Here is a 24,123-nt window from a genome sequence, read left to right on the forward strand (position 1 = left end):
AGCTGTACGCAGGTTAGCAGACCGGACGAAGTAAACCGGCGCGCCCGAAGGCGCCCTGCGCACAGCCACCGTCAAGGGCAGGTATGGACATACCTGCCTATCAGGAGCGCAAATGCGCTTACTTCGATACGGGCTGCTAAACCCGATCACTGACCATCAGTGACACGAATCAAGCTACCGATGGCCCTCAAAGCGCACAAGCCGGCGGATTCTGGAGTAGTCGTAGGCAACGCCGCAAGGCGCTGTAGCCTGTCCGATGGATTTCGGAAATGTCCCACGGCTGGCGGTAAAGCTTCCTGCTGGCTTGGGATACTGTTGGTGTTTTTGCGGACGCCTTCGCGGGCAAGCCCGCTCCCACAGGGTTTCCCGGCGCTACCAAGATTGTGTTCACTGCGCTGAACCCTGTGGGAGCGAGCTTGCTCGCGATTGACGGCGCAGCCGTCACGGCTTCAGTGGCTCAACCTTACGCGTCAGCAGCTCAACAAACGCTTTGGCCATCGCCGACTTCTGATCCTTACGCTGCACCAGCCACACCGCCGACACCGCTGCCGGATCAAGCAACGGCCGGTAGACCACACCATCAATACGCATCCGCTGATAAGACGCCGGCAACACCGAAACACCGAGCCCCGCCGCCACCAGCCCGATGATGGTCATCGCCTCCCCAGCCTCCTGGGCGAAGTGCGGGCTGAAGCCGGAATCCCGGGCCAGGCTGAGCAACTGCGCATACAGACCACTGCCGTAGCTGCGTGGAAAGAACACAAAGGGCTCAAGCGCCAGGGCTGACAGAAACAGTCCCTCCTCGCTCCCCTCTACCAACGGATGCTTGGAGCTGAGCACCGCGACCAGCGGTTCACGCATCAGCTCGACCACGCTGAGGCAATCCGGCAGCCCGAGTGGGCGCATGATGCCGACCTCAATCGACTCGTCCACCAGCGCATCGGCCACTTGGGTGCTGCTCATTTCCCGCAGGTTCAGGTGTACCGCCGGGAAGCGCTGGCGGAAAGAGAAAATCGCCTGGGGAATGGTCGAGTTGAACGGGGCCGATGAGGTGAAGCCAATCTTCAATTCACCCAACTCACCCAGTTGCGCCCGTCGCGCGACATCCGCCGCTTTGTCGACCTGTGCCAGCACCAGCCGCGCCTCTTCCAGGAACAGCCGACCGGCCTCGCTCAGCTCGACCCGACGATTGGTACGCTCGAACAGCCGCGCGCCGACTTCCTGTTCCAGTGCCTGGATTTGCTGGCTCAGCGGCGGCTGGGAGATGCCCAGCACCTGTGCGGCGCGGCCGAAGTGCAGTTCTTCGGCGACGGCGATGAAGTAGCGCAGATGACGCAATTCCATGAAAACCCCATTAGGTCGTAAAAGCTATCAAACAGGTCGAACAATATATTGGATTGAATCATTAGCCAGCTATATGCTTTTTTCATTGCCTGACCGGCTGCGTCCTCCGAGGTCCCCCGTGAAAACTGCTGTCGCTCCACTCGCCCATGAAGTTCCTCCCGTAGCGCCGGACGCTATCGCCGTTGAGCTGGCGGAGATCTACATCGAAAAAGGCACGCCAGCGTTCATGCGCACGGTGCTGGCGCTGTTCTGCGGCGGCTTTGCGACCTTCGCCCTGCTCTACTGCGTGCAACCGATGATGCCGCTGCTGTCCCACGAATATTCCATCAACGCGGCGCAAAGCAGCCTGATCCTCTCTGTCGCCACCGGCATGCTCGCTTTCGGCTTGCTGATCACGGGGCCGATCTCCGACCGTGTCGGGCGCAAACCGGTGATGGTCGCCGCGCTGTTCGCCGCCGCCCTGTGCACCCTTGCCAGCGCGATGCTGCCGAGCTGGCACGCGGTACTGGCGATGCGGGCGTTGGTGGGCCTGTCATTGAGCGGGCTGGCGGCGGTCGCCATGACCTACCTGAGCGAAGAGATCCATCCGCAGCACATCGGCCTGGCGATGGGCCTGTACATCGGCGGCAACGCGATTGGCGGGATGAGCGGGCGCTTGATCACCGGGGTACTGATTGACTTCGTCAGTTGGCACACGGCAATGCTGGTGATCGGCGGCCTGGCCCTGATTGCGGCGGCGGTGTTCTGGAAAATCCTCCCCGAATCGCGCAACTTCCGCTCCCGCTCGCTGCACCCGCGCAGCCTGCTCGACGGCTTCACCATGCACTTTCGCGACGCCGGCTTGCCGCTGCTGTTCCTCGAGGCCTTTGTGCTGATGGGGGCGTTCGTCACGCTGTTCAACTACATCGGCTATCGCCTGCTGGCCGAGCCGTATCACATGGAACAGGCGTTCGTCGGGATGCTCTCGGTGGTGTACCTGTCGGGAATCTACAGCTCGGCGAAAATCGGGGCGCTGGCCGACAAGCTCGGTCGACGCAAAATGCTCTGGAGCACCATTGCACTGATGATAGCCGGCCTGGCCCTGACGATGTTCACACCGCTGCCGCTGGTGATCATCGGCATGCTGGTGTTCACCTTCGGTTTCTTCGGTGCCCACTCGGTGGCCAGCAGCTGGATCGGCCGCCGTGCCACCAAGGCCAAGGGCCAGGCGTCGTCGCTGTACCTGTTCAGCTACTACGCAGGGTCAAGCATTGCCGGCACGGCGGGTGGCGTGTTCTGGCATCTGGGTGGCTGGAACGGGATCGGGCTGTTCATCGGCACGCTGCTGGTGATTGCGCTGCTGATCGCGTTGAAACTGGCGAAGTTGCCGCTGTTGAAGAATGTGAAAGCTTAAAACTCACGATCTTCAGAAACAAAAAGCCCGGCAAATACCGGGCTTTCTATTATCGGGTTGCGATCACTCGTGATACTGCGCCGACAATTCATGCACGGCCCGCAGGAACGCACCGGCGTGTTCCGGATCGACTTCCGGCGTAATGCCATGACCGAGGTTGAACACGTGGCCGCTGCCTTTGCCGTAGCTGGCAAGAATGCGCCCGACTTCGGCGCGAATGGCTTCCGGTTTGGCGTAGAGCACGGTCGGGTCCATGTTGCCTTGTAGCGCGACCTTGTCGCCAACACGGGCACGGGCGTTGCCGATGTCGCAGGACCAGTCCAGGCCCAATGCATCGGCGCCAGCTTCGGCAATGCTTTCCAGCCACAAGCCGCCGTTCTTGGTGAACAGGATGACCGGCACCTTGCGGCCTTCGTGCTCGCGGATCAGGCCGCTGACGATTTTGCGCATGTAGGCCAGGGAGAACTCCTGATACGCCGCTGCCGACAGGTTACCGCCCCAGGTGTCGAAGATCTGCACCGCTTGCGCACCGGCCATGATCTGGCCGTTGAGGTAGCTGGTGACCGACTGCGCAAGCTTGTCCAGCAACAGGTGCATGGCTTGCGGGTTGTCGTAGAGCATGGCCTTGGTCTTGCGGAAGTCTTTCGACGAGCCGCCTTCGACCATGTAGGTCGCCAGGGTCCATGGGCTGCCGGAGAAACCGATCAACGGTACACGCCCGTTCAGCTCACGACGGATGGTGCTGACCGCATCCATCACGTAGCCGAGGTCTTTCTGCGGGTCAGGAATCGGCAGGGCTTCGATGTCGGCCAGGGTGCTGATGACTTTCTTGAAGCGCGGGCCCTCACCGGTTTCGAAGTACAGGCCCTGCCCCATGGCATCGGGGATGGTCAGGATGTCGGAAAAGAGGATCGCCGCATCCAGTTGTGGATAGCGGTCGAGCGGTTGCATCGTGACTTCGCAAGCGAACGCCGGGTTCATGCACAGGCTCATGAAGTCGCCGGCCTTGGCGCGGCTGGCGCGGTATTCAGGCAGGTAGCGACCGGCCTGACGCATCATCCACACAGGGGTGACGTCTACGGGTTGCTTGAGCAGGGCGCGCAGGAAACGGTCGTTCTTCAGGGCAGTCATGTCGGCATCCGGAAAAAAAGTGAGGGCATTTTCTCAGAGCCGGACGCAAAAGGCACGGATGCAGGTCAGCCTTTTGTCTATAGGGTCAATTTGTCGCAATGAAACACGGTGTTTGCAACACCACAAAACGACTGTAGGAGCTGGCTTGCCGGCGATGCGGGCACCGCGGTGCATCAGATACACCGCGGTGATGCCATCGCTGGCAAGCCAGCTCCTACAGGTATTGCATTGCAGTTTCGAACGGGGGTTAGACGCCCAGGTAATCCAGGATCCCTTCGGCGGCATTACGGCCTTCGAAGATCGCCGTCACCACCAGGTCCGAACCGCGCACCATGTCGCCACCGGCGAAGATTTTCGGGTTGCTGGTCTGGTGCTTGTACTGACCTTGCTCCGGAGCCACAACGCGGCCCTGGCTGTCGGTCTGGATCTCGAACTGCTCGAACCACGGTGCCGGGCTAGGACGGAAACCGAACGCGATGACCACGGCGTCGGCCGGGATGATCTCTTCGGAACCCGGGATCGGCTCGGGGCTGCGACGGCCACGGGCGTCCGGCTCGCCGAGACGAGTCTCGACCACTTTCACCCCTTCGACCTTGTCTTCACCAACAATCGCAATCGGCTGGCGGTTGTAGAGGAATTTCACGCCTTCTTCCTTGGCGTTCTTCACCTCTTTGCGCGAGCCCGGCATGTTCGCTTCGTCACGACGATAGGCGCAGGTCACCGACTTGGCGCCCTGGCGGATCGACGTACGGTTGCAGTCCATCGCCGTGTCGCCACCACCCAGTACCACGACCTTCTTGCCTTTCATGTCGACGAAATCTTCCGGCGACTTTTCAAAGCCCAGGTTGCGGTTGACGTTGGCGATCAGGAAGTCCAGTGCGTCGTACACGCCTGGCAGGTCTTCACCGGCAAAACCGCCCTTCATGTAGGTGTAGGTGCCCATGCCCATGAACACGGCATCGTATTCTTCGAGCAGTTGCTCCATGGTCACGTCCTTGCCCACCTCGGTGTTGAGGCGGAACTCGATGCCCATGCCGGTGAAGACTTCGCGGCGATTGCTCAGCACGGTCTTTTCCAGCTTGAACTCAGGGATGCCGAAGGTCAGCAGGCCACCGATTTCCGGGTTCTTGTCGAACACCACCGGGGTCACGCCGCCGCGCACCAGCACGTCGGCGCAACCCAGGCCCGCAGGCCCGGCACCGATGATCGCGACACGCTTGCCGGTCGGCTTGACCTTGGACATGTCCGGGCGCCAACCCATGGCGAACGCGGTGTCGGTGATGTACTTCTCCACCGAACCGATGGTCACCGCGCCGAAGCCGTCGTTGAGGGTGCAGGCACCCTCGCACAGGCGGTCTTGCGGGCACACCCGGCCGCAGACTTCCGGCAGGGTGTTGGTCTGGTGCGACAACTCGGCGGCCTGGAGGATGTTGCCCTCGGCCACCAGCTTCAGCCAGTTGGGAATGAAGTTGTGCACCGGGCACTTCCATTCGCAATACGGGTTACCGCAACCCAGGCAGCGGTGGGCCTGGTCGGCCGACTGCTGGGGTTTGAAGGGTTCGTAGATTTCCACGAACTCTTTCTTGCGTTGACGCAACAGTTTCTTCTTCGGATCCTTGCGCCCGACCTCGATGAACTGGAAGTCATTATTCAGACGTTCAGCCATTTTAAAACCTCATCAAACTCTTCAGGCGCATATCACTGCGGGTTGGCACGGGTGCTGGAAAGCAACGACTTCAGGTTGGCAGCCTTGGGCTTGACCAGCCAGAAACGGCGCACGTAATCATCGAGGTTCTCGGCGAGTTCACGACCCCACTCGCTGTCGGTTTCCTCGACGTACTCGTTCAGCACGCGTTGCAGGTGGCTACGGTAGGCTTCCATCGCCTCGCCGCTGATCCGCTGGATTTCCACCAGTTCGTGGTTGACCCGGTCAACGAAGGTGTTGTCCTGGTCGAGCACATAGGCGAAACCGCCGGTCATGCCAGAGCCGAAGTTGTAACCGGTCTTGCCCAATACGCAGACGAAACCACCGGTCATGTACTCGCAGCAGTGATCGCCAGTGCCTTCCACCACGGTGTGGGCACCAGAGTTACGTACGGCGAAACGCTCGCCCGCGGTGCCGGCGGCGAACAGCTTGCCGCCCGTGGCGCCGTACAGGCAGGTGTTGCCGATGATGGCACTGTCCTGGGTGCGGTAGACACTGCCCTTCGGCGGAACGATCACCAGCTTGCCGCCGGTCATGCCCTTGCCGACGTAGTCGTTGGCGTCGCCTTCCAGGTACATGTTCAGGCCGCCGGCGTTCCACACGCCGAAGCTCTGGCCCGCAGTGCCTTTGAAGCGGAAGGTGATCGGCGCGCTGGCCATGCCCTGGTTGCCGTGCTTGCGCGCGATTTCGCCGGAGATCCGTGCACCGATGGAACGGTCGCAGTTGCAGATATCCAGGGCGAATTCAGCGCCGCTCAGGTCGTTGATCGCCGAGGTGGCCATGTCGACCATTTTCTCGGCCAGCTGGCCCTTGTCGAACGGCGGGTTGCGGTCTACGCCACAGAATTGCGGTTTGTCCGCCGGCACGTGGTCGCTGCCCAGCAACGGGGTCAGGTCCAGGTGATGCTGCTTGGCGGTCTGACCTTCGAGGACTTCCAGCAGATCGGTACGGCCGATCAGCTCCTCGAGGGAACGCACGCCCAGCTTGGCCAGCCACTCACGGGTTTCTTCGGCGACGTAGGTGAAGAAGTTCACCACCATGTCGACGGTACCGATGTAGTGGTCCTTGCGCAGCTTCTCGTTCTGAGTCGCGACGCCGGTGGCGCAGTTGTTCAGGTGGCAGATGCGCAGGTATTTGCAACCCAGGGCGATCATCGGCGCGGTGCCGAAGCCGAAGCTTTCAGCGCCGAGGATGGCCGCCTTGATCACGTCGAGGCCGGTTTTCAGGCCGCCGTCGGTCTGTACCCGGACTTTGCCGCGCAAGTCGTTGCCACGCAGGGTCTGGTGGGTTTCGGCCAGGCCGAGTTCCCACGGAGCGCCCGCGTATTTGATCGAGGTCAGCGGCGATGCACCGGTGCCACCGTCGTAGCCGGAGATGGTGATCAGGTCCGCGTAGGCCTTGGCCACACCGGCGGCGATGGTGCCGACGCCCGCTTCCGCTACCAGCTTCACTGAAACCAGCGCTTTCGGGTTGACTTGTTTCAGGTCGAAAATCAGCTGCGACAAGTCTTCGATCGAATAGATGTCGTGGTGCGGCGGTGGCGAAATCAGGGTCACGCCTGGCACTGCGTAACGCAGCTTGGCGATCAGACCGTTCACTTTACCGCCCGGCAGTTGACCACCCTCGCCCGGCTTGGCGCCCTGGGCGACCTTGATCTGCAGCACTTCAGCGTTGACCAGGTATTCCGGGGTCACACCGAAGCGGCCAGTCGCAACCTGCTTGATTTTCGAGCTTTTGATGGTGCCGTAGCGCGCCGGGTCTTCGCCGCCTTCGCCGGAGTTGGAACGCGCACCGAGGCGGTTCATGGCTTCGGCCAGGGCTTCGTGAGCTTCCGGCGACAGGGCGCCCAGGGAGATACCGGCGGAGTCGAAGCGCTTGAGCACCGATTCCAGCGGTTCGATCTCGCTGATATCCAATGGCGTGTCGAGGGTTTTGACTTTCAGCAGGTCGCGGATCATCGATACCGGGCGGTTGTCCACCAGCGACGTGTATTCCTTGAACTTGCTGTAGTCGCCCTGCTGCACAGCGGCCTGCAGGGTGTTGACCACGTCCGGGTTGTACGCGTGATATTCGCCACCGTGGACGAACTTCAGCAGACCGCCTTGCTGGATCGGCTTGCGCGGACTCCAGGCTTCGGTGGCCAGGGCTTTCTGCTCGGCTTCGATGTCGACGAAACGCGCACCCTTGATGCGGCTTGGCACGCCACGGAAGCTCAGGTTGCAGACTTCCTCGGACAGGCCGATGGCCTCGAACAACTGCGCACCACGGTACGAAGTGATGGTCGAGATACCCATCTTCGACAGGATCTTGAGCAGGCCCTTGGTGATGCCTTTACGGTAGTTCTTGAACACCTCGTAGAGGTCGCCCAGCACTTCACCGGTACGGATCAGGTCGCCCAGCACTTCATAAGCCAGGAACGGATAAACGGCAGAGGCGCCGAAACCGATCAACACGGCGAAGTGATGCGGATCGCGAGCGGTCGCGGTTTCCACCAGGATGTTGGAGTCGCAACGCAGGCCTTTTTCGGTCAGGCGGTGGTGCACCGCGCCGGTGGCCAGGGACGCATGGATCGGCAGTTTGCCCGGGGCAATGTGACGGTCACTCAGTACGACCTGGGTACGACCGGCGCGCACGGCTTCTTCAGCCTGATCGGCGACGTTGCGGATGGCCGCTTCGAGGCCGACGCTTTCGTCGTAGTTCAGGTCGATGATCGCGCGCTCGAAGCCCGGACGATCGAGGTTCATCAGCGAGCGCCACTTGGCCGGGGAAATGACCGGCGAGCTGAGGATCACGCGCGAGGCGTGTTCCGGCGACTCCTGGAAAATGTTGCGCTCGGCGCCGAGGCAGATCTCCAGCGACATGACGATGGCTTCACGCAGCGGGTCGATCGGCGGGTTGGTCACCTGGGCGAACTGCTGGCGGAAATAGTCGTACGGCGTGCGCACGCGCTGGGACAGCACGGCCATCGGCGTATCGTCGCCCATCGAGCCCACGGCTTCGTAGCCCTGTTCGCCGAGCGGACGCAGCACCTGGTCGCGCTCTTCGAACGTGACTTGGTACATCTTCATGTATTGCTTGAGCTGATCGACGTCGTAGAACGCCGAACCGTGGTCGTTGTCTTCCATGGTCGCCTGGATGCGCAGGGCATTCTTGCGCAGCCATTGCTTGTACGGATGACGGGACTTCAGGCGGTTGTCGATCGCATCGGTGTCGAGGATCTGACCGGTCTCGGTGTCCACGGCAAAGATCTGGCCCGGGCCTACGCGGCCCTTGGCGATCACATCTTCAGGCTGGTAGTTCCAGACACCGATTTCCGAGGCCAGGGTGATGAAACCGTTCTTGGTGGTGACCCAACGCGCCGGACGCAGACCGTTACGGTCGAGCAGGCACACCGCGTAGCGACCGTCGGTCATTACCACGCCGGCCGGGCCGTCCCACGGCTCCATGTGCATCGAGTTGTATTCGTAGAACGCACGCAGGTCCGGGTCCATGGTCTCGACGTTCTGCCACGCTGGCGGAATGATCATCCGCACGCCACGGAACAGATCGATGCCGCCGGTGACCATCAGCTCCAGCATGTTGTCCATGCTCGAGGAGTCGGAACCCACGCGGTTGACCAGCGGGCCGAGTTCTTCCAGGTCCATCAAGTCGTTGGTGAACTTGGTGCGACGGGCCACGGCCCAGTTGCGGTTGCCGGTGATGGTGTTGATTTCGCCGTTGTGCGCCAGGAAGCGGAACGGTTGAGCCAGCGGCCATTTCGGCAGGGTGTTGGTGGAGAAGCGCTGGTGGAACACGCAAATCGAAGTTTGCAGGCGCTCATCGCTCAGGTCCGGATAGAAGGCGGTCAAGTCCGCCGGCATCATCAGGCCTTTGTAAATGATGGTCTTGTGCGAAAAGCTGCAGACGTAGTGGTCGGTGTCGGCGGCGTTGGCCACGGACGAGCGACGACGGGAGGTGAACAGCTTGACGGCCATGTCCTGGTCGCTCAGGCCTTCACCACCGATGAACACTTGCTCGATCTGCGGCAGGCGCTCAAGGGCCAGGCGGCCGAGGACGCTGGTGTCGATCGGCACTTTGCGCCAGCCGACCAGTTGCAGGCCAGCGGCCAGGATCTCGCGGTTCATGTTCTCGCGAGCGGCTTCGGCTTTGACCGGGTCCTGGTTGAAGAAGACCATGCCCACCGCATATTGCTTGGGCATTTCGACGCCGAAGGTTTCCTGGGCGATGGCTCGCAGGAACACGTCCGGTTTTTGAATCAGCAGACCGCAACCGTCACCGGTCTTGCCGTCGGCATTAATCCCACCGCGGTGGGTCATGCAGGTCAGGGCCTCGATGGCCGTTTGCAAAAGGGTATGACTGGGCTCGCCCTGCATATGGGCTATCAGGCCGAAACCACAGTTATCCTTGAATTCATCTGGTTGGTACAGACCTGCTTTCATAGACACTTTCTCACCAGGCTGCCTCTGTACGAGGCAAATTTCTTTTCAATTCAACCACTTGCCATCCGCGCCGAACGTACGCCAGCTTTGCGGGGACAAAAGGGAGGTCATTGTACACACCGACACTTGGCCTCACAAATTTGACGACGAAATGTCGCAAATCTATGTCGCATTTGTGAAAGGTTTAAAGCGATCTGCTGTGCTAGTCAAAACTTTTTTAATTTTGACCGCAACGACTCAAAGACTACTGTGACGCAGACACCACAAGGCACGCAGCCCGGAAGGCGGCGCGCACTTGTAGAAATTTTGAGGTGCTTGGAGAGGCGGCCTGGGTAAGGCCGCCGAATCTTCAGCGAGTTGTTGCCAGTTCCTGTTGGACGCTGGCGACAGTGCGAGGCCAAGGTTTACCAGCCTGAACCTTCGCTGGCAAGGCCTTGATGGCGGAAACGGCTGCATCACGATTGGCGAAGTTGCCGTAGGTGATCACGTAGAGCGGCTTGCCATTGAGGACTTTCTTGAAATAGCGGTACTCGCCGCCCTGCTCCTTGACGAAGCTTTGTGCGGCAGTTTCGGAGCTGGTGCCGAGAATCTGCACCACGTAGTTGCCAGGTGCCTGACCGGCGTACCAGGTGCCGCCAGCCGCCTTGGCCGCCGGAGCCGGTTTCTCGGCAGGCTTGGCCGCCGCAGCAACGGCTGGCTTGGCTGGCGCTGGAGCAGGCTTGGCCACTGGAGCAGGCGCTGGCTTGGCGGTGGCGACCTGAGTCGGCGCAGGTGCAGGCTTGGCCGCTGGTGTCGGCGCAGGACCGGCAGGAACGCCCACAGGCGGCGCAGTAGTGGTCACCGTCGGTGGTGTGGCGCTGGAGCCTTCAACCGGCACGCCGTCGTCGCCTTCGGTGATGCCGCCTGCGGCTTCAGCCAGCGGGGCGCGCATGACCGGTTGCGAGTTACCGACCAACGGCAATGGCATCGGCTGCGTGTTGCCGGCGAATTCGACGGCCGGAGCACCGCCATTCGCGGTTGGCTGGCCCTGGCCAAGCGGCAGTTGCGCCTGTTCATTGGCCGGCGCACCGGTGGTCGGTGCCTTGTTGCGACCCGGCATCATCCAGGCGGCAGCTACCGCAACCACGACAACGGCGGAAATCGCCAATACGTGTTTCTTCGGCATATTGAACCCCATTTTTGGACGCTTGACCGCAGAGCGGCTGGCGATCATGGCTTCGATCATTGCATCGCGGGCGACCTGATTGATGCTGCCAGGCCAACCTTCGGAGCTTTCGTGAATATCAGAGATCTGATTCGCGGTGAAAAGTTCGATGCCACGGCCAGCCCCCTCGAGTCGCTGCTCAAGATACTCGCGGGTTTCGTCCTCGGTATAGGGCTGCAGTTCGATGACGTGGAAACGCTCTTCCTCGAGATGCAAAGCCTCAAGCTGAGCGATCAGCGAGGTCTCACCGAACAGGAACACATGCGGGCGACCTTCAGGCGCGCCGGCCGCCAGGACCATCAGAACCTCAAGGGCGGACTCGTCGAGCTGTTCGGCGTCATCGACCAGCAAATAGACTTCCTGCCCGGTGAGCGCAAGCTGCACCACCTGGGCCAGGATAGCGTCGGCATCAGCCTGGGCGACATTCAGCGCCTGGGCCACCTGACGCAGCACCCCGGCCGCATCGCCGGCGCCACGGGCGGACACCACCACACTTTGTACCGACTGCTTGTTGGTGCTGGCGACCAGAGCCTGACGCAACAGGGTCTTGCCACTGCCCTCGGGGCCAGTGACCACCAGCAACAGCTGACTGTAGCGGGCCAGGTGATGCAACTGTCCCAGCACGGGTTTGCGCTGGGCCGGGAAAAATTTGAAGCCAGGCACCCGTGGAGCAAAAGGGTCATGACTCAACTGGTAATGGCCGAGGAAAGCCTCGTCGGCATGCAAACTAGTCATCGCGTTCTTATTAACCTTTGAGCTGAGCCAGGGCGCGGTAGTCTGCCCCCAGCGTGGCCTGTAGAACCTCTTTCGGATAATCGTCGGTCACCACCGCTTCACCCATGTGGCGCAGCAGCACCAGGCGCAAACGACCGTCGATCACTTTTTTATCAATGGACATATGTTCGAGGAAATCGGCTTCTGTCATCTCTTCTGGCGGAATGACCGGCAGCCCTGCACGCTGGAACAGACGAATGCCGCGATCACGTTCCTGCTCGCTGATCCAGCCCAGTCGCGCGGACATTTCCAGCGCCATCACGGTGCCAGCAGCCACCGCTTCTCCATGTAGCCAGACACCATAGCCCATGTGGGTTTCGATGGCGTGGCCAAAAGTGTGGCCCAGGTTCAACGTGGCACGAACGCCCGTCTCTTTCTCATCGGCACCGACCACCGCGGCCTTGGCCGCGCAGGAGCGCTCGATGGCATAGGTCAGGGCTTGCTGGTCCAGGTTGCGCAGGCGGTCGACGTTGTCTTCGAGCCAGGTCAGGAACGGCTCATCACAGATCAGCCCGTACTTGATCACTTCGGCCAGACCGGCGGACAGCTCGCGCGCCGGCAGGGTATTGAGGCTGGCGGTATCGATCAGCACCACGTTCGGCTGATAGAAGGCGCCGACCATGTTCTTGCCCAGCGGATGGTTGATCCCGGTCTTGCCGCCCACCGAGGAGTCGACCTGCGACAGCAGCGTGGTCGGAACCTGGATGAAATCGACGCCGCGCTGGTAGCAGGCAGCTGCAAAGCCGGCCATGTCACCGATCACACCGCCACCGAGGGCGATCACCGTGGTGCGGCGGTCATGCCGTGCGGTCAGCAGACCGTCGAAAATAAGTTGCAGGGTTTCCCAGGTCTTGAAGGCTTCACCGTCGGGCAGCACCACGGAAATCACCGAGAACTGCGCCAGGCTGCGGGTCAGTCGCTCGAGATAGAGCGGTGCAACAGTCTCGTTGGAGATGATCGCTACTTGCCGTCCGCGAATGTGCGGGGCCAGCAGCTCAGGCTGATCCAACAAACCTTCGCCAATATGAATCGGGTAGCTGCGCTCGCCTAGATCGACCTTGAGTGTCTGCATGTGTCCCCACAGTGAAGATGAATCAGGCGTCCTGCCTTGAGTTAACGAATATCCACGGCATCTGCTGGTGTGACGCCGTTCGGTAGCCATCCGCCACAACCTTGAGCGGTCATGGCGAGACGCCGAGGATAGCGCATTTCGCGCGGCGCTTTAACGGGGTGGCAACTGCTGCAGGCGCTCTAGAATGTCGAGTACGACCATTCGCGGCGGTCGCTCATCGGTTTCGACCACCAGGTCGGCAATTTCCCGGTAAAGCGGGTCGCGGATCGCCAACAGGTCCCGAAGGGTCTTGGCCGGATCGGCAGTACGCAACAATGGCCGATTGCGGTCACGGGCCGTGCGGCCAACCTGCTGCTCGACCGACGCATGCAGATAAACCACCCGCCCACCGGCATGCAGTGCCCGACGATTGGCTTCGCGCATGACCGCGCCCCCACCTGTCGCCAGCACCACACCATCGTAATCGCACAGCTCGGCAATCATTGCCTGCTCGCGATCACGAAAGCCCGGTTCGCCTTCTTTATCGAAGATCCAAGGGATATTGGCGCCCGTGCGCAATTCAATTTCCTTATCGGAATCTTTGAATGGCAGGCGCAGCTCTTTGGCCAGCAACCGGCCGATGGTGCTTTTTCCAGCACCCATCGGTCCTACAAGAATCAAATTTCGCACAGAATCAATGACTCACAGCAATCGCCTGATTATTCATGATACGCGGAGTGAGGAATACCAACAGCTCGGATTTTTTCTCCGAAACCACATCACGCCGGAAAAGGCGGCCAAGATACGGCACATCGCCAAGAAATGGCACCTTATCTACGACCTTGCTCTGAGTATTTGAGAAAACGCCGCCAATGACGATGGTCTCGCCATCGTTGACCAGGACCTTGGCGTTGACTTCGTTTTTCTTGATGGGTGGGACATCCTGGACCTTGTTCAGGTAGTCCGGCTCGTCCTTGGTCACCTTCACTTCCATGATGATCCGGTTGTCGGGCGTGATCTGCGGCGTCACCTCCAGCGACAGCGAGGCCTCCTTGAACGACACCGAAGTCGCGCCACTGGAACTGGCCTCCTGATAGGGAATTTCGGTGCCTTTGAGGATTTTGGCGGTTTCCTTGTCGGACGTGACCACCTTGGGTTGCGAGACGATTTCCCCGTTGCCGGTTTTCTCCATGGCCGTCAGTTCCAGGTCCAGCAAGACGTTATCGGTGATGAACGCGATGCCGATTCCCGAGGTGTTGTTGGCTACGCCCATGTCGACGAACGGTGAGTTGGTGCTGGTACTGCCGGGCGTGCCGATGGTCGATGAGCCATTGAGCCCATTGCTGACACCGGAGGTGTTCCAGTTGCCCCTGTTCTGTATCGATCCGCCCCAGCGCACCCCGAGGCTTTTGTCATAGTCGACGTTGGCTTCGACAATGCGCGCCTCGATCATGACCTGACGCACAGGGATATCCAGCTGCGTGACAATCCTGCGCAGCTCATCAAGCCGGTCCTGGGTCTGGTAGGCAATGATGTTGTTGGTGCGCTCGTCGACGGTGATCGACCCCCGTTCGTCGGGTTTCGCTTCGGCACTGGTCACCGACTGGAAGAGCTTGGCGATGTCCGTCGCCTTGGCGTAATTCACCTGCAACAGTTCCCGGCGCAATGGCGCCAGATCGGCAATCTGCTTTTGTGATTCCAGTTCCTGACGCTCCCGGGCAGCAATTTCATCGGCCGGTGCAACAAGCAGGACATTACCGACCCTGCGCTTGTCCAGCCCCTTGGTTTTCAGCACCAGATCCAGCGCCTGATCCCACGGCACGTTCTGCAGGCGCAACGTGATGCCACCCTGCACCGTGTCGCTGGCCACCAGATTGAGGTTGGTGAAATCGGCGATCAATTGCAGCACCGAACGCACATCAATGTCCTGGAAATTCAGCGAAAGCTTCTCGCCGCTGTAAGCCTGTAGCCCGGCATTGCGCTTTTGCGGGTCGTCGACCGTCGCCGGACGAACGCTGACCGTGAGCTTGCTGTCGGTCTGATAGGTCGAGTAATCGAACGTACCACCGGGCTCGATGCTGATGATGGCTCGATCGCCACTTGCGCTGGCATTGACGAACTGCACGGGCGTGGCGAAATCCTTCACATCCAGACGCACGCGCAACGGCTCGGGCAATCGGGTTTTGGCAAACCCGACAATAATCTTGCCCTCGCGCTGTTGTATGTCGGGCGCAATCGATGGGTCCGACAAGTCGATCACCACGTTGCCCTCGCCCTGTGTGCCTCGCTGAAAATCCACACCCCGAATGGCCTTGCCCGACGTCGCAGCGGCTCGCGCCTGAACCGGCATTGCCGGGGCCGCCGGCCTGGGCGTCGACGGCTTGACACCCTGCCCGACTACCACCAGCAAATTGTTGCCTTCAATTCGTGAGTCGTACGGGGCCGACTGAGCCAGGTTGATGATCAATCGCGTACGGTCCCCGGCCTCCACCACCGTTGCACTGCGGGCATTTCCACTGCCGAGATCGCGAGTCTTGCTGGCCAGTTGACTGGCGACACCCGGCAAATCCAGCGCAATCCGGGCCGGCGACTCCGTCATGTAACCCTGAGGCAACGGGGGCGGTGCATCGAACGACAACTTCAACTCGACCCGGTCCCCCGGCAGCGCAGCGACATCCAGCGCCTTGAGATTGGCCGCTTGTACCATCGGCGACAACAGCGCTATCCATAGCGAAAGGCCGAAGGCGGAGAAAATCCTGTTCATTTTTCGGGTTCCACTATGAGTGCTCTTTCAAAGGGATGGTCCGGGGACGTTCCAGCCACGCGCCCTGACCATCAGGGACAATTTCAACCACATCGACTTGCGAACCACTGATCGCAACGATTCGTCCGTCGTTACGCCCCAGGTAATCACCGACCTTCAGGCGGTGCACGCCACCCGCCCCGCGCAACAGGGCAAAGGAGCCCGTCGCATTGGAAAGGGTGCCGACCATTTCAAACTGCTCGATGTTAAAACCTTCGAGGTATTGCCTGACCCGGTCAGGGTCGGGCTTGACGTTGCGCGAACCCTGCCGATGGGTCGCCAGATCAGTGCTGACCTGTGGTGAAAACGGACTGCGCAGATTCCCTGCTTCGTAGGTGAATGTCGGGTAAGACCGGAATACCGGCGTTGGTTCAATACTGCCTGGCCCGCGCAGGCGTATTTCGCTCAGGTAGGCGTCCAGATCGCTGTAGTCATCGCCTGCGCCACAACCGGACAGAACAGACAGCAACAGCACCATCGGAAAACAACGCGCCGGGGTCATTGATGTCGCCCCATATCTTTGTAGCGGTAGGTCTTGGCGAGGATGCTCAAGCGCAGCTTCGGCGCACCCTGGGGACTGACGGGGGCAAGGTCGAAATCGTGCAAGGTGACGATTCGCGGCAACCCGGCCACACCACTGACGAAGGTGGCCAGGTCGTGGTAACCCCCGGTGACCGTGATCTGGATCGGCAACTCGATGTAGAACGGCTGGGCGACCTCCGGCAGCAGCTTGATCTCCTCGAACTCCAGGCCACTGCCCAGACCTGTACGCGTGATGTCTTCCAGCAAGCCGGGCACTTCGGTGTCGCCGGGCAGTTGCCGCAACAGCACGCCGAAAGCGTTCTCCATTTCCTTCAACTGCTGGGTGTAGAGATCGAGATTCGCCGCCATGCGGGCTTTGCCGGCGAACTGTTCCTTGAGCGTCGACTCTTCCTCGCGCTTCAGATCGAGCTGGCTCTCGAGGTCGCGAGTGGAAAAGTTATAGCCCAAGGCCAGCACCACAAGCATGAGCAAACCGGCCACCAGACACTTGATCACCGGCGGCCAGGCCGCCATGTTGCCGGTGTCCAGATCGTTGAAGTCGATCTTGCGCAGCCCTTCGAACCATTCGGACAGGCTCATTTGCCTCCCTCCGGTGCTGCGGGTTGAGACTGGCGAACGGTCAACTGGAAGACGTTGGCCTGCTCCACCTGACCGGCAGCTGCGGCCTTGACTTCGGTCAGGCTCGGCGCTTCGAACCAGTCTGATGCCTCGAGGTTGCGCATCAAGTCTGAAACACGGCTGTTGGATTGCGCGGCACCGGTGATGGACAAGGTCTTTCCGGTCATTCTCACTTCGGTGAAATACACGCCGTCAGGCAGTGCCCGCGCCAACTGGTCAAATATTCGCCCGCGGATATGACGGTTGTCTTGCAGGTCCTGGATGATGCGCATGCGCTCGACCAGTTGCTGGCGGCGCTCCTTGAGATCATTGATCTGCGTGATCCGCTCATCGACCACGGCGATTTGCCTGCCGATGTAATCGTTACGGGCGATTTGCCGGTCGATGGCACGGCTGATGGCCTGGTTGGCAACCAGCACCGCGCCCATCGTGCCCGCCATAGCGGCCACCAGCACCAGCAGGAAGCGTTTGCGGCGGACTTCACGCCGCTCCTCGCGCCAGGGTAAAAGGTTGATCCGTGCCATCAGTCGAAGCTCCTGAGGGCAAGACCACAGGCGATCATCAACGCCGGGGCATCACTCGCCAGGGCAGCACCATTGACCTTGCTGCCCAGCGTCATTGCTGAAAAAGGGTTCGCGATCAGGGTCGGCGTGCCCAATTGCTGCTCGATCAAACGGTCCAGCCCCGGGACCGAGGCGGTACCGCCGGCCAGCAGGATATGGTCGACAGCGCTGTACTGACCGGCGGCAAAGAAGAACTGCAGCGAGCGCGACACCTGCTGCACCAATGCCTCTTGAAATGGCTGCAAGACCTCACCGGCATAGTCATCCGGCAGGCCACCCTTCCTTTGCGCCAGACTCGCCTGCTCCAGCGTCAGGCCATAGCGGCGCTGGATTTCCCCGGTCAACTGCCGACCGCCGAACAGTTGCTCACGGGTGTAGATAATCCGCCCGTTGCGCAGCACGCTCAGGGTGGTCATGGTGGCGCCAACATCCACCACCGCGACTATCAAAGGCTCCTCGGAGACCGCAAGCCGACTGGCCAGCAACCCGAATGAGCGCTCCAGTGCATAGGCTTCGACATCGACTACGCGGGCGGTCAGCCCCGCCAGGGCCAGGGCGGCCTCGCGGACCTCGACGTTTTCCTTGCGGCAAGCCGCGAGCAGCACGTTGACGCGCTCCGGGTTGCGCGCGGAGGTGCCCTGGACTTCAAAGTCGATCGCGACTTCATCCAGGGGATAGGGAATGTATTGATCCGCCTCGATCTTCAGCTGGCTTTCCATCTCGTCTTCGCAAAGGCCGGCATCCATCTCGATGATCTTGGTGATCACCGCCGAGCCTGCCACAGCCACGGCCACACCCTTGAGGCCGGTTCTGGCCCTGGTCAGCGCGCGCGAAAGGGCCAGCCCCACGCCTTCGAGGTCAGCGATGTTCTTTTCGATCACCGCGCCGACCGGCAACGGCTCGACCGCATAAGCCTCGACCCGGAAGCGTTCGCCCTGACGGCTCAATTCCAGAAGCTTTACCGAGGTAGAGCTGATATCGATTCCCAGGAGCGAACTGGATTTTTTGTTGAAGAGTCCTGGCACTACCAATTCCCTATGACTTTCCGTGAGTTACGGACTCTGCAATGTCCATTGCGTTCAATCCGCCCGTCTTGACAGCAGCGCCAACCGCGCTCCCGATCAGAAAAATGCTTATAATGCCCAGCGTTTTTTTCCGCATTTGCTCAAGCGCGGGTCGTTCTCATTTAGCCTGAACCCTGTTGCCCAATTCATTTTTGCCCTGGATATCCAAAAGCCTTGATTCGTCTGCTGAAATTTTTCGGTTGGTCCATCGTCGCGGTTTTCTGCGGACTCCTTCTGGGTCTGAGCGGGGCGTACCTCTACCTTAGTCCCGGGCTGCCGTCCGTGGAGGCGCTGAGAAGCATCCAGTTGCAGATTCCTTTGCGGGTCTACAGCAGCGATAACAAGTTGATTGCAGAGTTCGGCGAAATGCGCCGCACACCGATCCGTTTCGCCGACATTCCCCCCAATTTCATTAATGCGTTACTAAGTGCTGAAGACGATAATTTCGCCAACCACTATGGCGTCGATCCCAGCAGCCTGATGCGTGCCGCGACCCAACTGGTCAAAAGCGGACACATCCAGTCCGGCGGCAGCACGATCACCATGCAGGTGGCGAAGAACTTTTTCCTGACCAGCGAACGCAGCTTTTCGCGCAAGACCACCGAAATCCTCCTGGCCCTGCAGATCGAACGCCAGCTGACCAAGGACGAGATCCTCGAGCTGTACGTCAACAAGATCTACCTGGGTAACCGTGCCTACGGCATCGAGGCGGCGGCGCAGGTCTATTACGGCAAATCGATCCGCGATGTCAGCCTGGCGCAGATGGCAATGATTGCCGGCCTGCCGAAGGCGCCGTCGCGCTTCAACCCGCTGGCCAACCCGGCGCGCAGCAAGGAGCGTCGCGACTGGATCCTGGGGCGCATGTACAAGCTCGGCAAAATCACCGAGGCCGACTACACCGCCGCGATCAACGAGCCGCTGAACGCCAGCTATCACGTGCCGACTCCGGAAGTGAACGCGCCGTACATCGCCGAAATGGCCCGCGCCGAAATGGTCGGGCGCTATGGCAGCGACGCGTATACCGAAGGCTTCCGCGTCACCACCACGGTGCCGAGCGACCTCCAGGAACTGGCCAACACCGCAGTCCACGAAGGCCTGATGACCTACGATCAGCGCCACGGCTATCGCGGCCCCGAGTCGCGGCTTCCGGGCAAGACTCGTGAAGCCTGGGTAACCGAGCTGACCAAGCAACGCACCATCAGCGGCCTGGAACCGGCCATCGTGACCCAGGTCGACAAGAGCGGCCTGCAGGTGCTGACCCGCACCGGCCAGGAACACGTCAGCTGGGACACCATGAAGTGGGCCCGTCCGTTCCTGAACACCAACAGCATGGGCGCCAACCCGAAGCAGCCTTCGGACGTGGCCCAGGTCGGTGACCTGATTCGCGTGCAGCGTCAGCCGGACAACTCGCTGAAGTTCAGCCAGATCCCGCAGGCCCAGGGCGCGCTGGTGTCCCTGGACCCACAGAACGGTGCCATTCGCGCCCTGGTCGGCGGCTTCGCTTTCGAACAGAGCAACTACAACCGCGCACTGCAGGCCAAGCGCCAGCCGGGTTCGAGCTTTAAACCATTCGTCTACGCCGCCGCACTGGATAACGGCTACACCGCCTCCAGCCTGGTGAACGATGCCCCGATCGTGTTCGTCGACGAGTACCTGGACAAAGTCTGGCGGCCGAAAAACGACACCAACACGTTCCTCGGCCCGATCCGCCTGCGTGAAGCGCTGTACAAGTCGCGCAACCTGGTGTCGATCCGTTTGCTGCAAGCAATGGGCGTTGGCAAGACCATCGACTACATCGCTCGCTTCGGCTTCAACAAACAGGACCTGCCACCCAACCTGTCCCTGGCGCTGGGCACCGCGACCCTGACGCCAATGGAGATCGCCACCGGCTGGAGCACCTTCGCCAACGGCGGCTACAAGATCACCCCGTACATCATCGACAGGATTGAAAGCCGCAACGGCGACACGCTGTTCGTCGCCAACCCGCCCAGCGTGCCTCAGGGCGGCGCTGCCAGCGATGGCATTGCCGCACCAGCGCCTCAAGCCTTCACGGTCAATGCAACGCCGGGCGAAGCCCCGGGCGCTGCGCCGACGCCACAAGCACCCGCCGTGGCCGAACGCATCGTTGACGGGCGCACCACGTACATCCTCAACAGCATGCTTGAGGACGTGATCAAGCTCGGCACCGGTCGCCGCGCACTAGCCCTGGGCCGCCCTGACATTGCCGGCAAGACCGGTACGACCAACGAATCCAAGGACGCCTGGTTTTCCGGTTACAACGCCGATTACGTGACCACCGTGTGGACCGGTTTCGACCAGCCGGAAAGCCTGGGCCGCAAGGAATTCGGAGGCACCGTCGCGCTGCCGATCTGGATGAACTACATGGGCGCCGCACTCAAAGGCAAGCCGCCGCATACGCAGCCGGAGCCGGAAGGCCTCCTCAGCCTGCGAGTCGATCCGGTCAGCGGCCGCGCGGCCAGCCCGGGCACGCCAGGCGCCTACTTCGAGCTGTTCAAGGCCGAAGATACGCCGCCGTCGGGCAACGAGCTCGGCAACGGCAATGCGCCGGGCAGTCCATTGCCAGCGGATGAAGCAGCGCCGATCGATTTGTTCTGATCACACTGGCAACACCCAAAAGCCCTGTCTTCGAGAGAAGTGCAGGGCTTTTTTTGCCTGCAAGTTTTGCATTGATTCGCCCGGCCTCTTCGCGGGCAAGCCCGCTCCCACAGGGTCGTAGGTGTACATAAAACCTGTGTTCACCATCGCCCACTGTGGGAGCGGGCTTGCCCGCGAAGAGGCCCTGACAGACAACACAAAACCTTCAGGAATAAAAAAGCCCCGACTCTCGCAAGCCGGGGCTTTTCGTTGAAGCATTACAACGGCTTAGCCGTTGAACACGTCATCCACGCTTTTCAGCGGGTAGTTCTTCGGATACGGCAGAGTCGCCACGCCGGTCTCGATGGCGGCTTTGGCCACGGCATCGGAGATCAGGGTGATCAGACGGGCATCCATTGGCTTCGGAATGATGTACTCACGGCCGAATTCCAGCTTGATGCCGCCATAGGCGTCGCACACTTCCTGAGGCACTGGCAGCTTGGCCAGTTCACGCAGGGCGTTGGCTGCAGCCACTTTCATTTCCTCGTTGATGCGCTTGGCGCGAACGTCCAGGGCACCACGGAAGATGAACGGGAAGCCCAGTACGTTGTTGACCTGGTTCGGGTAGTCGGAACGACCAGTGGCCATGATCACGTCGCTACGGGTGGCGTGTGCCAGCTCCGGGGAGATTTCCGGATCAGGGTTGGAGCACGCGAACACGATCGGGTTCGGCGCCATGGACAGCAGGCCTTCAGGGCTCAGCAGGTTCGGGCCGGACAGGCCTACGAACACGTCAGCGCCTTGCAGGGCGTCAGCCAGGGTGCGCTTGTCGGTCGCGTGAGCGAACACAGCCTTGTACTGGTTCAGGTCGTCACGGCCGGAGTGGATCACGCCGGTACGGTCGACCATGTAGATGTTTTCGATGTTGGCGCCCATGCTCACCAGCAACTTCATGCAGGAGATGGCGGCGGCGCCGGCACCCAGGCAGACGATCTTGGCTTCCGACAGGGTTTTGCCAGCGATTTCCAGGGCGTTGATCATGCCGGCCGCGGTCACGATAGCGGTGCCGTGCTGGTCATCGTGGAATACCGGAATATCGCACTGCTCGATCAGGGCGCGTTCGATTTCAAAGCACTCGGGTGCCTTGATGTCTTCCAGGTTGATGCCACCGAAGGTGATGGAGATGCGCTTGACGGTGTCGATGAAGGCCTGCGGGCTTTCGGAGTCGACTTCGATGTCGAAAACGTCGATGCCGGCGAAGCGCTTGAACAGTACGCCTTTACCTTCCATCACTGGCTTGGAAGCCAATGGGCCGAGGTTACCCAGGCCGAGAATCGCGGTGCCATCGGAAATGACTGCAACCAGGTTGCCTTTGCCGGTGTACTTGTAGGCCAGCTCGGGATCGCGGGCGATCTCGCGTACTGGCTCGGCTACGCCCGGGCTGTAGGCCAGCGACAGGTCGCGAGCGGTAGCAGTGGCCTTGGTGAGCTCGACACTCAGCTTCCCTGGACGAGGATTGGCGTGATATTCGAGAGCGGCAGTTTTCAGATCAGACATTTTGGCATTCCGCTTTTTACTGTTGGACAGACTGGTCAGCGAGGATACGCGCCTCGCAAAGTCCCCACAAGACTGACTGGTCACCCCTGTCAAGCGCCCGCCCCTACGACTTTGGGCCAAGAGCCACGGCACACAAGGCTTAGACTGTTCACAATCGATGGAAAAAATGTCTACAATTTTTTATCACTGTACCGCTTGAAGCATCGCCGGGTCGGTCAAGGGCAACATCCAGCGCGCCTGCCCTTCTTTCAGTCCGCCACGTCGCGAACGATCCAGCACCCAGCCGCGCGCCTCGATCTGCTTGCCCTTGAGGCTTTCCAGTGAATTCACATCGAAACGCGCCAGCAGATTGGGTGCAACGCGCAATACAACCGAGTCCTGCAACTCGATCCAAATCCCACCTCGATTGCGCTGCACCTTGCTCACACGACCGCTGAGCACGGCAAAACCGGAAGTGCTGATCTGCTCCGCTTTCAGTACAGGCGACTGGCGCCACACACCAAGCCCAGCCTGTCGAGCGTCGCGCTCTGCGGCTTGCTGACAGGCGACCAGGTCGACGTTCGGCGCCACGGCCACCTGGAAACCCAGGCCTTCGGCGAGCATCTGCGCTTCGAGGTTGGCGCCATTTGCACCGTAGACATGGGCCAGCGTGCGGCCGTAATGGTCCTTGCTTTCTTTGCCAGGCACCAACCCGACCCGACCATCACTGGCCGCCACCAATGCTTCAAGGCGTTTGCGCGCAGCCACGGCGAAGGGTTCGTCGGAACGGCCCTGCTTGCCCAGCTCCGGCGTGTTCAAGCCGATCATGCGTACATTGCGGCCATCGCTCAGGCGCAGGGTGTCGCCATCCACCACCCGTTGCACCGCGACGGGTGTCAGGCCACCTGGCGTCGGACAAAAGGCCTGCGCGCCGGACAGCCAAATCGCGGACACAAAAAAGGCGCCCGCGAGGGACGCCTTTTTCATCAGCATGGAAAAACCGTAGCGGCTTCCCAAGTTGATCGGCCTTAGGCCTTTTTCGCGCCGAAAGCACCGAAACGGTCGGCGAACTTCTGTACGCGACCACCGGTGTCCAGAGTCTTCTGCTTACCGGTGTAGAACGGGTGGCATTCGTTGCAAACGTCGATCGCCAGGGCTTTGCCGAAGGTCGAACGGGTTTCGAACTTGTTGCCGCAGCTGCAGGTAACAGCAACTGCCGGGTATTCTGGATGGATATCAGCTTTCATGGTGTTTTCCTCGGGCTAGCGTGCCGCCACCCAACACTATTGTTGAATACCGCACGTAATTAGGCCGCGGATTCTACCAGACAATCCCGTTCACGCAAGCTGTCGCTTCTACC

The 24,123-nt window shown here is 60.9% G+C and carries 17 protein-coding genes; 2 read left to right on the forward strand and 15 right to left on the reverse strand.

Annotated elements, in window-relative coordinates; genetic code table 11:
- Positions 1 to 441: 441 nt before the first annotated feature.
- Positions 442 to 1,344 carry a LysR family transcriptional regulator gene (locus CD175_RS26830; RefSeq protein WP_015093147.1) on the reverse strand — a complete coding sequence of 301 codons (903 nt, stop codon included), beginning with the start codon at positions 1,342 to 1,344 and terminating at the stop codon, positions 442 to 444.
- Between the two features lie 118 nt (positions 1,345 to 1,462).
- Here CD175_RS26830 and CD175_RS26835 point away from each other — a divergent pair, with 118 nt between their 5' ends.
- The gene (locus tag CD175_RS26835) at positions 1,463 to 2,737 is read left to right on the forward strand and encodes an MFS transporter (RefSeq protein WP_205886358.1); all 1,275 of its coding nucleotides are present in this window, start codon (positions 1,463 to 1,465) and stop codon (positions 2,735 to 2,737) included.
- Positions 2,738 to 2,800: 63 nt separating this feature from the next.
- Here the strand turns inward: CD175_RS26835 and hemE are convergent, their stop codons facing one another.
- The 11 genes from hemE to CD175_RS26895 all read right to left on the reverse strand — a co-directional run bounded on the left by hemE (position 2,801) and on the right by CD175_RS26895 (position 18,593).
- The gene (gene hemE, locus CD175_RS26840; protein ID WP_104451099.1) at positions 2,801 to 3,868 is read right to left on the reverse strand and encodes a uroporphyrinogen decarboxylase; all 1,068 of its coding nucleotides are present in this window, start codon (positions 3,866 to 3,868) and stop codon (positions 2,801 to 2,803) included.
- 247 nt (positions 3,869 to 4,115) lie between these two features.
- On the reverse strand, positions 4,116 to 5,534 hold the full coding sequence (locus CD175_RS26845; protein WP_007975602.1) for an FAD-dependent oxidoreductase: 1,419 nt from the start codon (positions 5,532 to 5,534) through the stop codon (positions 4,116 to 4,118).
- A 32-nt stretch (positions 5,535 to 5,566) separates the two neighbouring features.
- Positions 5,567 to 10,012, reverse strand: a complete 4,446-nt coding sequence (gene gltB / locus CD175_RS26850; RefSeq protein WP_104451100.1) for a glutamate synthase large subunit — start codon at positions 10,010 to 10,012, stop codon at positions 5,567 to 5,569.
- A 349-nt stretch (positions 10,013 to 10,361) separates the two neighbouring features.
- On the reverse strand, positions 10,362 to 11,951 hold the full coding sequence (locus tag CD175_RS26860) for an AAA family ATPase (protein ID WP_104451101.1): 1,590 nt from the start codon (positions 11,949 to 11,951) through the stop codon (positions 10,362 to 10,364).
- A gap of 10 nt (positions 11,952 to 11,961) precedes the next feature.
- Positions 11,962 to 13,062, reverse strand: a complete 1,101-nt coding sequence (aroB, locus tag CD175_RS26865; protein WP_007975598.1) for a 3-dehydroquinate synthase — start codon at positions 13,060 to 13,062, stop codon at positions 11,962 to 11,964.
- 150 nt (positions 13,063 to 13,212) lie between these two features.
- Positions 13,213 to 13,731 (reverse strand): shikimate kinase AroK, encoded by a 519-nt coding sequence (aroK, locus tag CD175_RS26870; RefSeq protein ID WP_015093141.1) that lies wholly within the window; start codon positions 13,729 to 13,731, stop codon positions 13,213 to 13,215.
- A gap of 4 nt (positions 13,732 to 13,735) precedes the next feature.
- Complete coding sequence (locus CD175_RS26875; RefSeq protein WP_104451102.1) at positions 13,736 to 15,805, reverse strand: type IV pilus secretin PilQ; 2,070 nt, start codon at positions 15,803 to 15,805, stop codon at positions 13,736 to 13,738.
- A gap of 13 nt (positions 15,806 to 15,818) precedes the next feature.
- Positions 15,819 to 16,346 (reverse strand): pilus assembly protein PilP, encoded by a 528-nt coding sequence (locus tag CD175_RS26880; protein WP_104451103.1) that lies wholly within the window; start codon positions 16,344 to 16,346, stop codon positions 15,819 to 15,821.
- The gene (locus CD175_RS26885) at positions 16,343 to 16,966 is read right to left on the reverse strand and encodes a type IV pilus inner membrane component PilO (protein ID WP_104451104.1); all 624 of its coding nucleotides are present in this window, start codon (positions 16,964 to 16,966) and stop codon (positions 16,343 to 16,345) included. The genes CD175_RS26880 and CD175_RS26885 overlap by 4 nt, the downstream gene beginning before the upstream one ends.
- Positions 16,963 to 17,529, reverse strand: a complete 567-nt coding sequence (locus tag CD175_RS26890; protein WP_104451105.1) for a PilN domain-containing protein — start codon at positions 17,527 to 17,529, stop codon at positions 16,963 to 16,965. Before CD175_RS26890 ends, CD175_RS26885 begins: the two co-directional genes overlap by 4 nt.
- The gene (locus CD175_RS26895; protein ID WP_104451106.1) at positions 17,529 to 18,593 is read right to left on the reverse strand and encodes a pilus assembly protein PilM; all 1,065 of its coding nucleotides are present in this window, start codon (positions 18,591 to 18,593) and stop codon (positions 17,529 to 17,531) included. Before CD175_RS26895 ends, CD175_RS26890 begins: the two co-directional genes overlap by 1 nt.
- Positions 18,594 to 18,809: 216 nt before the next feature.
- On the opposite strand from CD175_RS26895, the gene CD175_RS26900 reads away from it, so the two are divergent.
- Positions 18,810 to 21,248, forward strand: a complete 2,439-nt coding sequence (locus CD175_RS26900; RefSeq protein ID WP_420849153.1) for a penicillin-binding protein 1A — start codon at positions 18,810 to 18,812, stop codon at positions 21,246 to 21,248.
- Positions 21,249 to 21,515: 267 nt separating this feature from the next.
- On the opposite strand, the gene CD175_RS26905 is transcribed toward CD175_RS26900, so the two are convergent.
- The 3 genes from CD175_RS26905 to rpmE form a co-directional block, all read right to left on the reverse strand.
- A complete protein-coding gene (locus CD175_RS26905) occupies positions 21,516 to 22,784 on the reverse strand; it encodes a malic enzyme-like NAD(P)-binding protein (RefSeq protein ID WP_104451108.1) in 1,269 nt (422 codons plus the stop codon).
- A gap of 183 nt (positions 22,785 to 22,967) precedes the next feature.
- Positions 22,968 to 23,756 carry a thermonuclease family protein gene (locus CD175_RS26910; RefSeq protein WP_104451109.1) on the reverse strand — a complete coding sequence of 263 codons (789 nt, stop codon included), beginning with the start codon at positions 23,754 to 23,756 and terminating at the stop codon, positions 22,968 to 22,970.
- A gap of 35 nt (positions 23,757 to 23,791) precedes the next feature.
- Complete coding sequence (rpmE, locus tag CD175_RS26915; protein WP_007975586.1) at positions 23,792 to 24,010, reverse strand: 50S ribosomal protein L31; 219 nt, start codon at positions 24,008 to 24,010, stop codon at positions 23,792 to 23,794.
- Positions 24,011 to 24,123: the final 113 nt, after the last annotated feature.

The sequence above is a fragment of the Pseudomonas laurylsulfatiphila genome (assembly GCF_002934665.1).
In the GTDB taxonomy this organism is placed as follows: domain Bacteria; phylum Pseudomonadota; class Gammaproteobacteria; order Pseudomonadales; family Pseudomonadaceae; genus Aquipseudomonas; species Aquipseudomonas laurylsulfatiphila.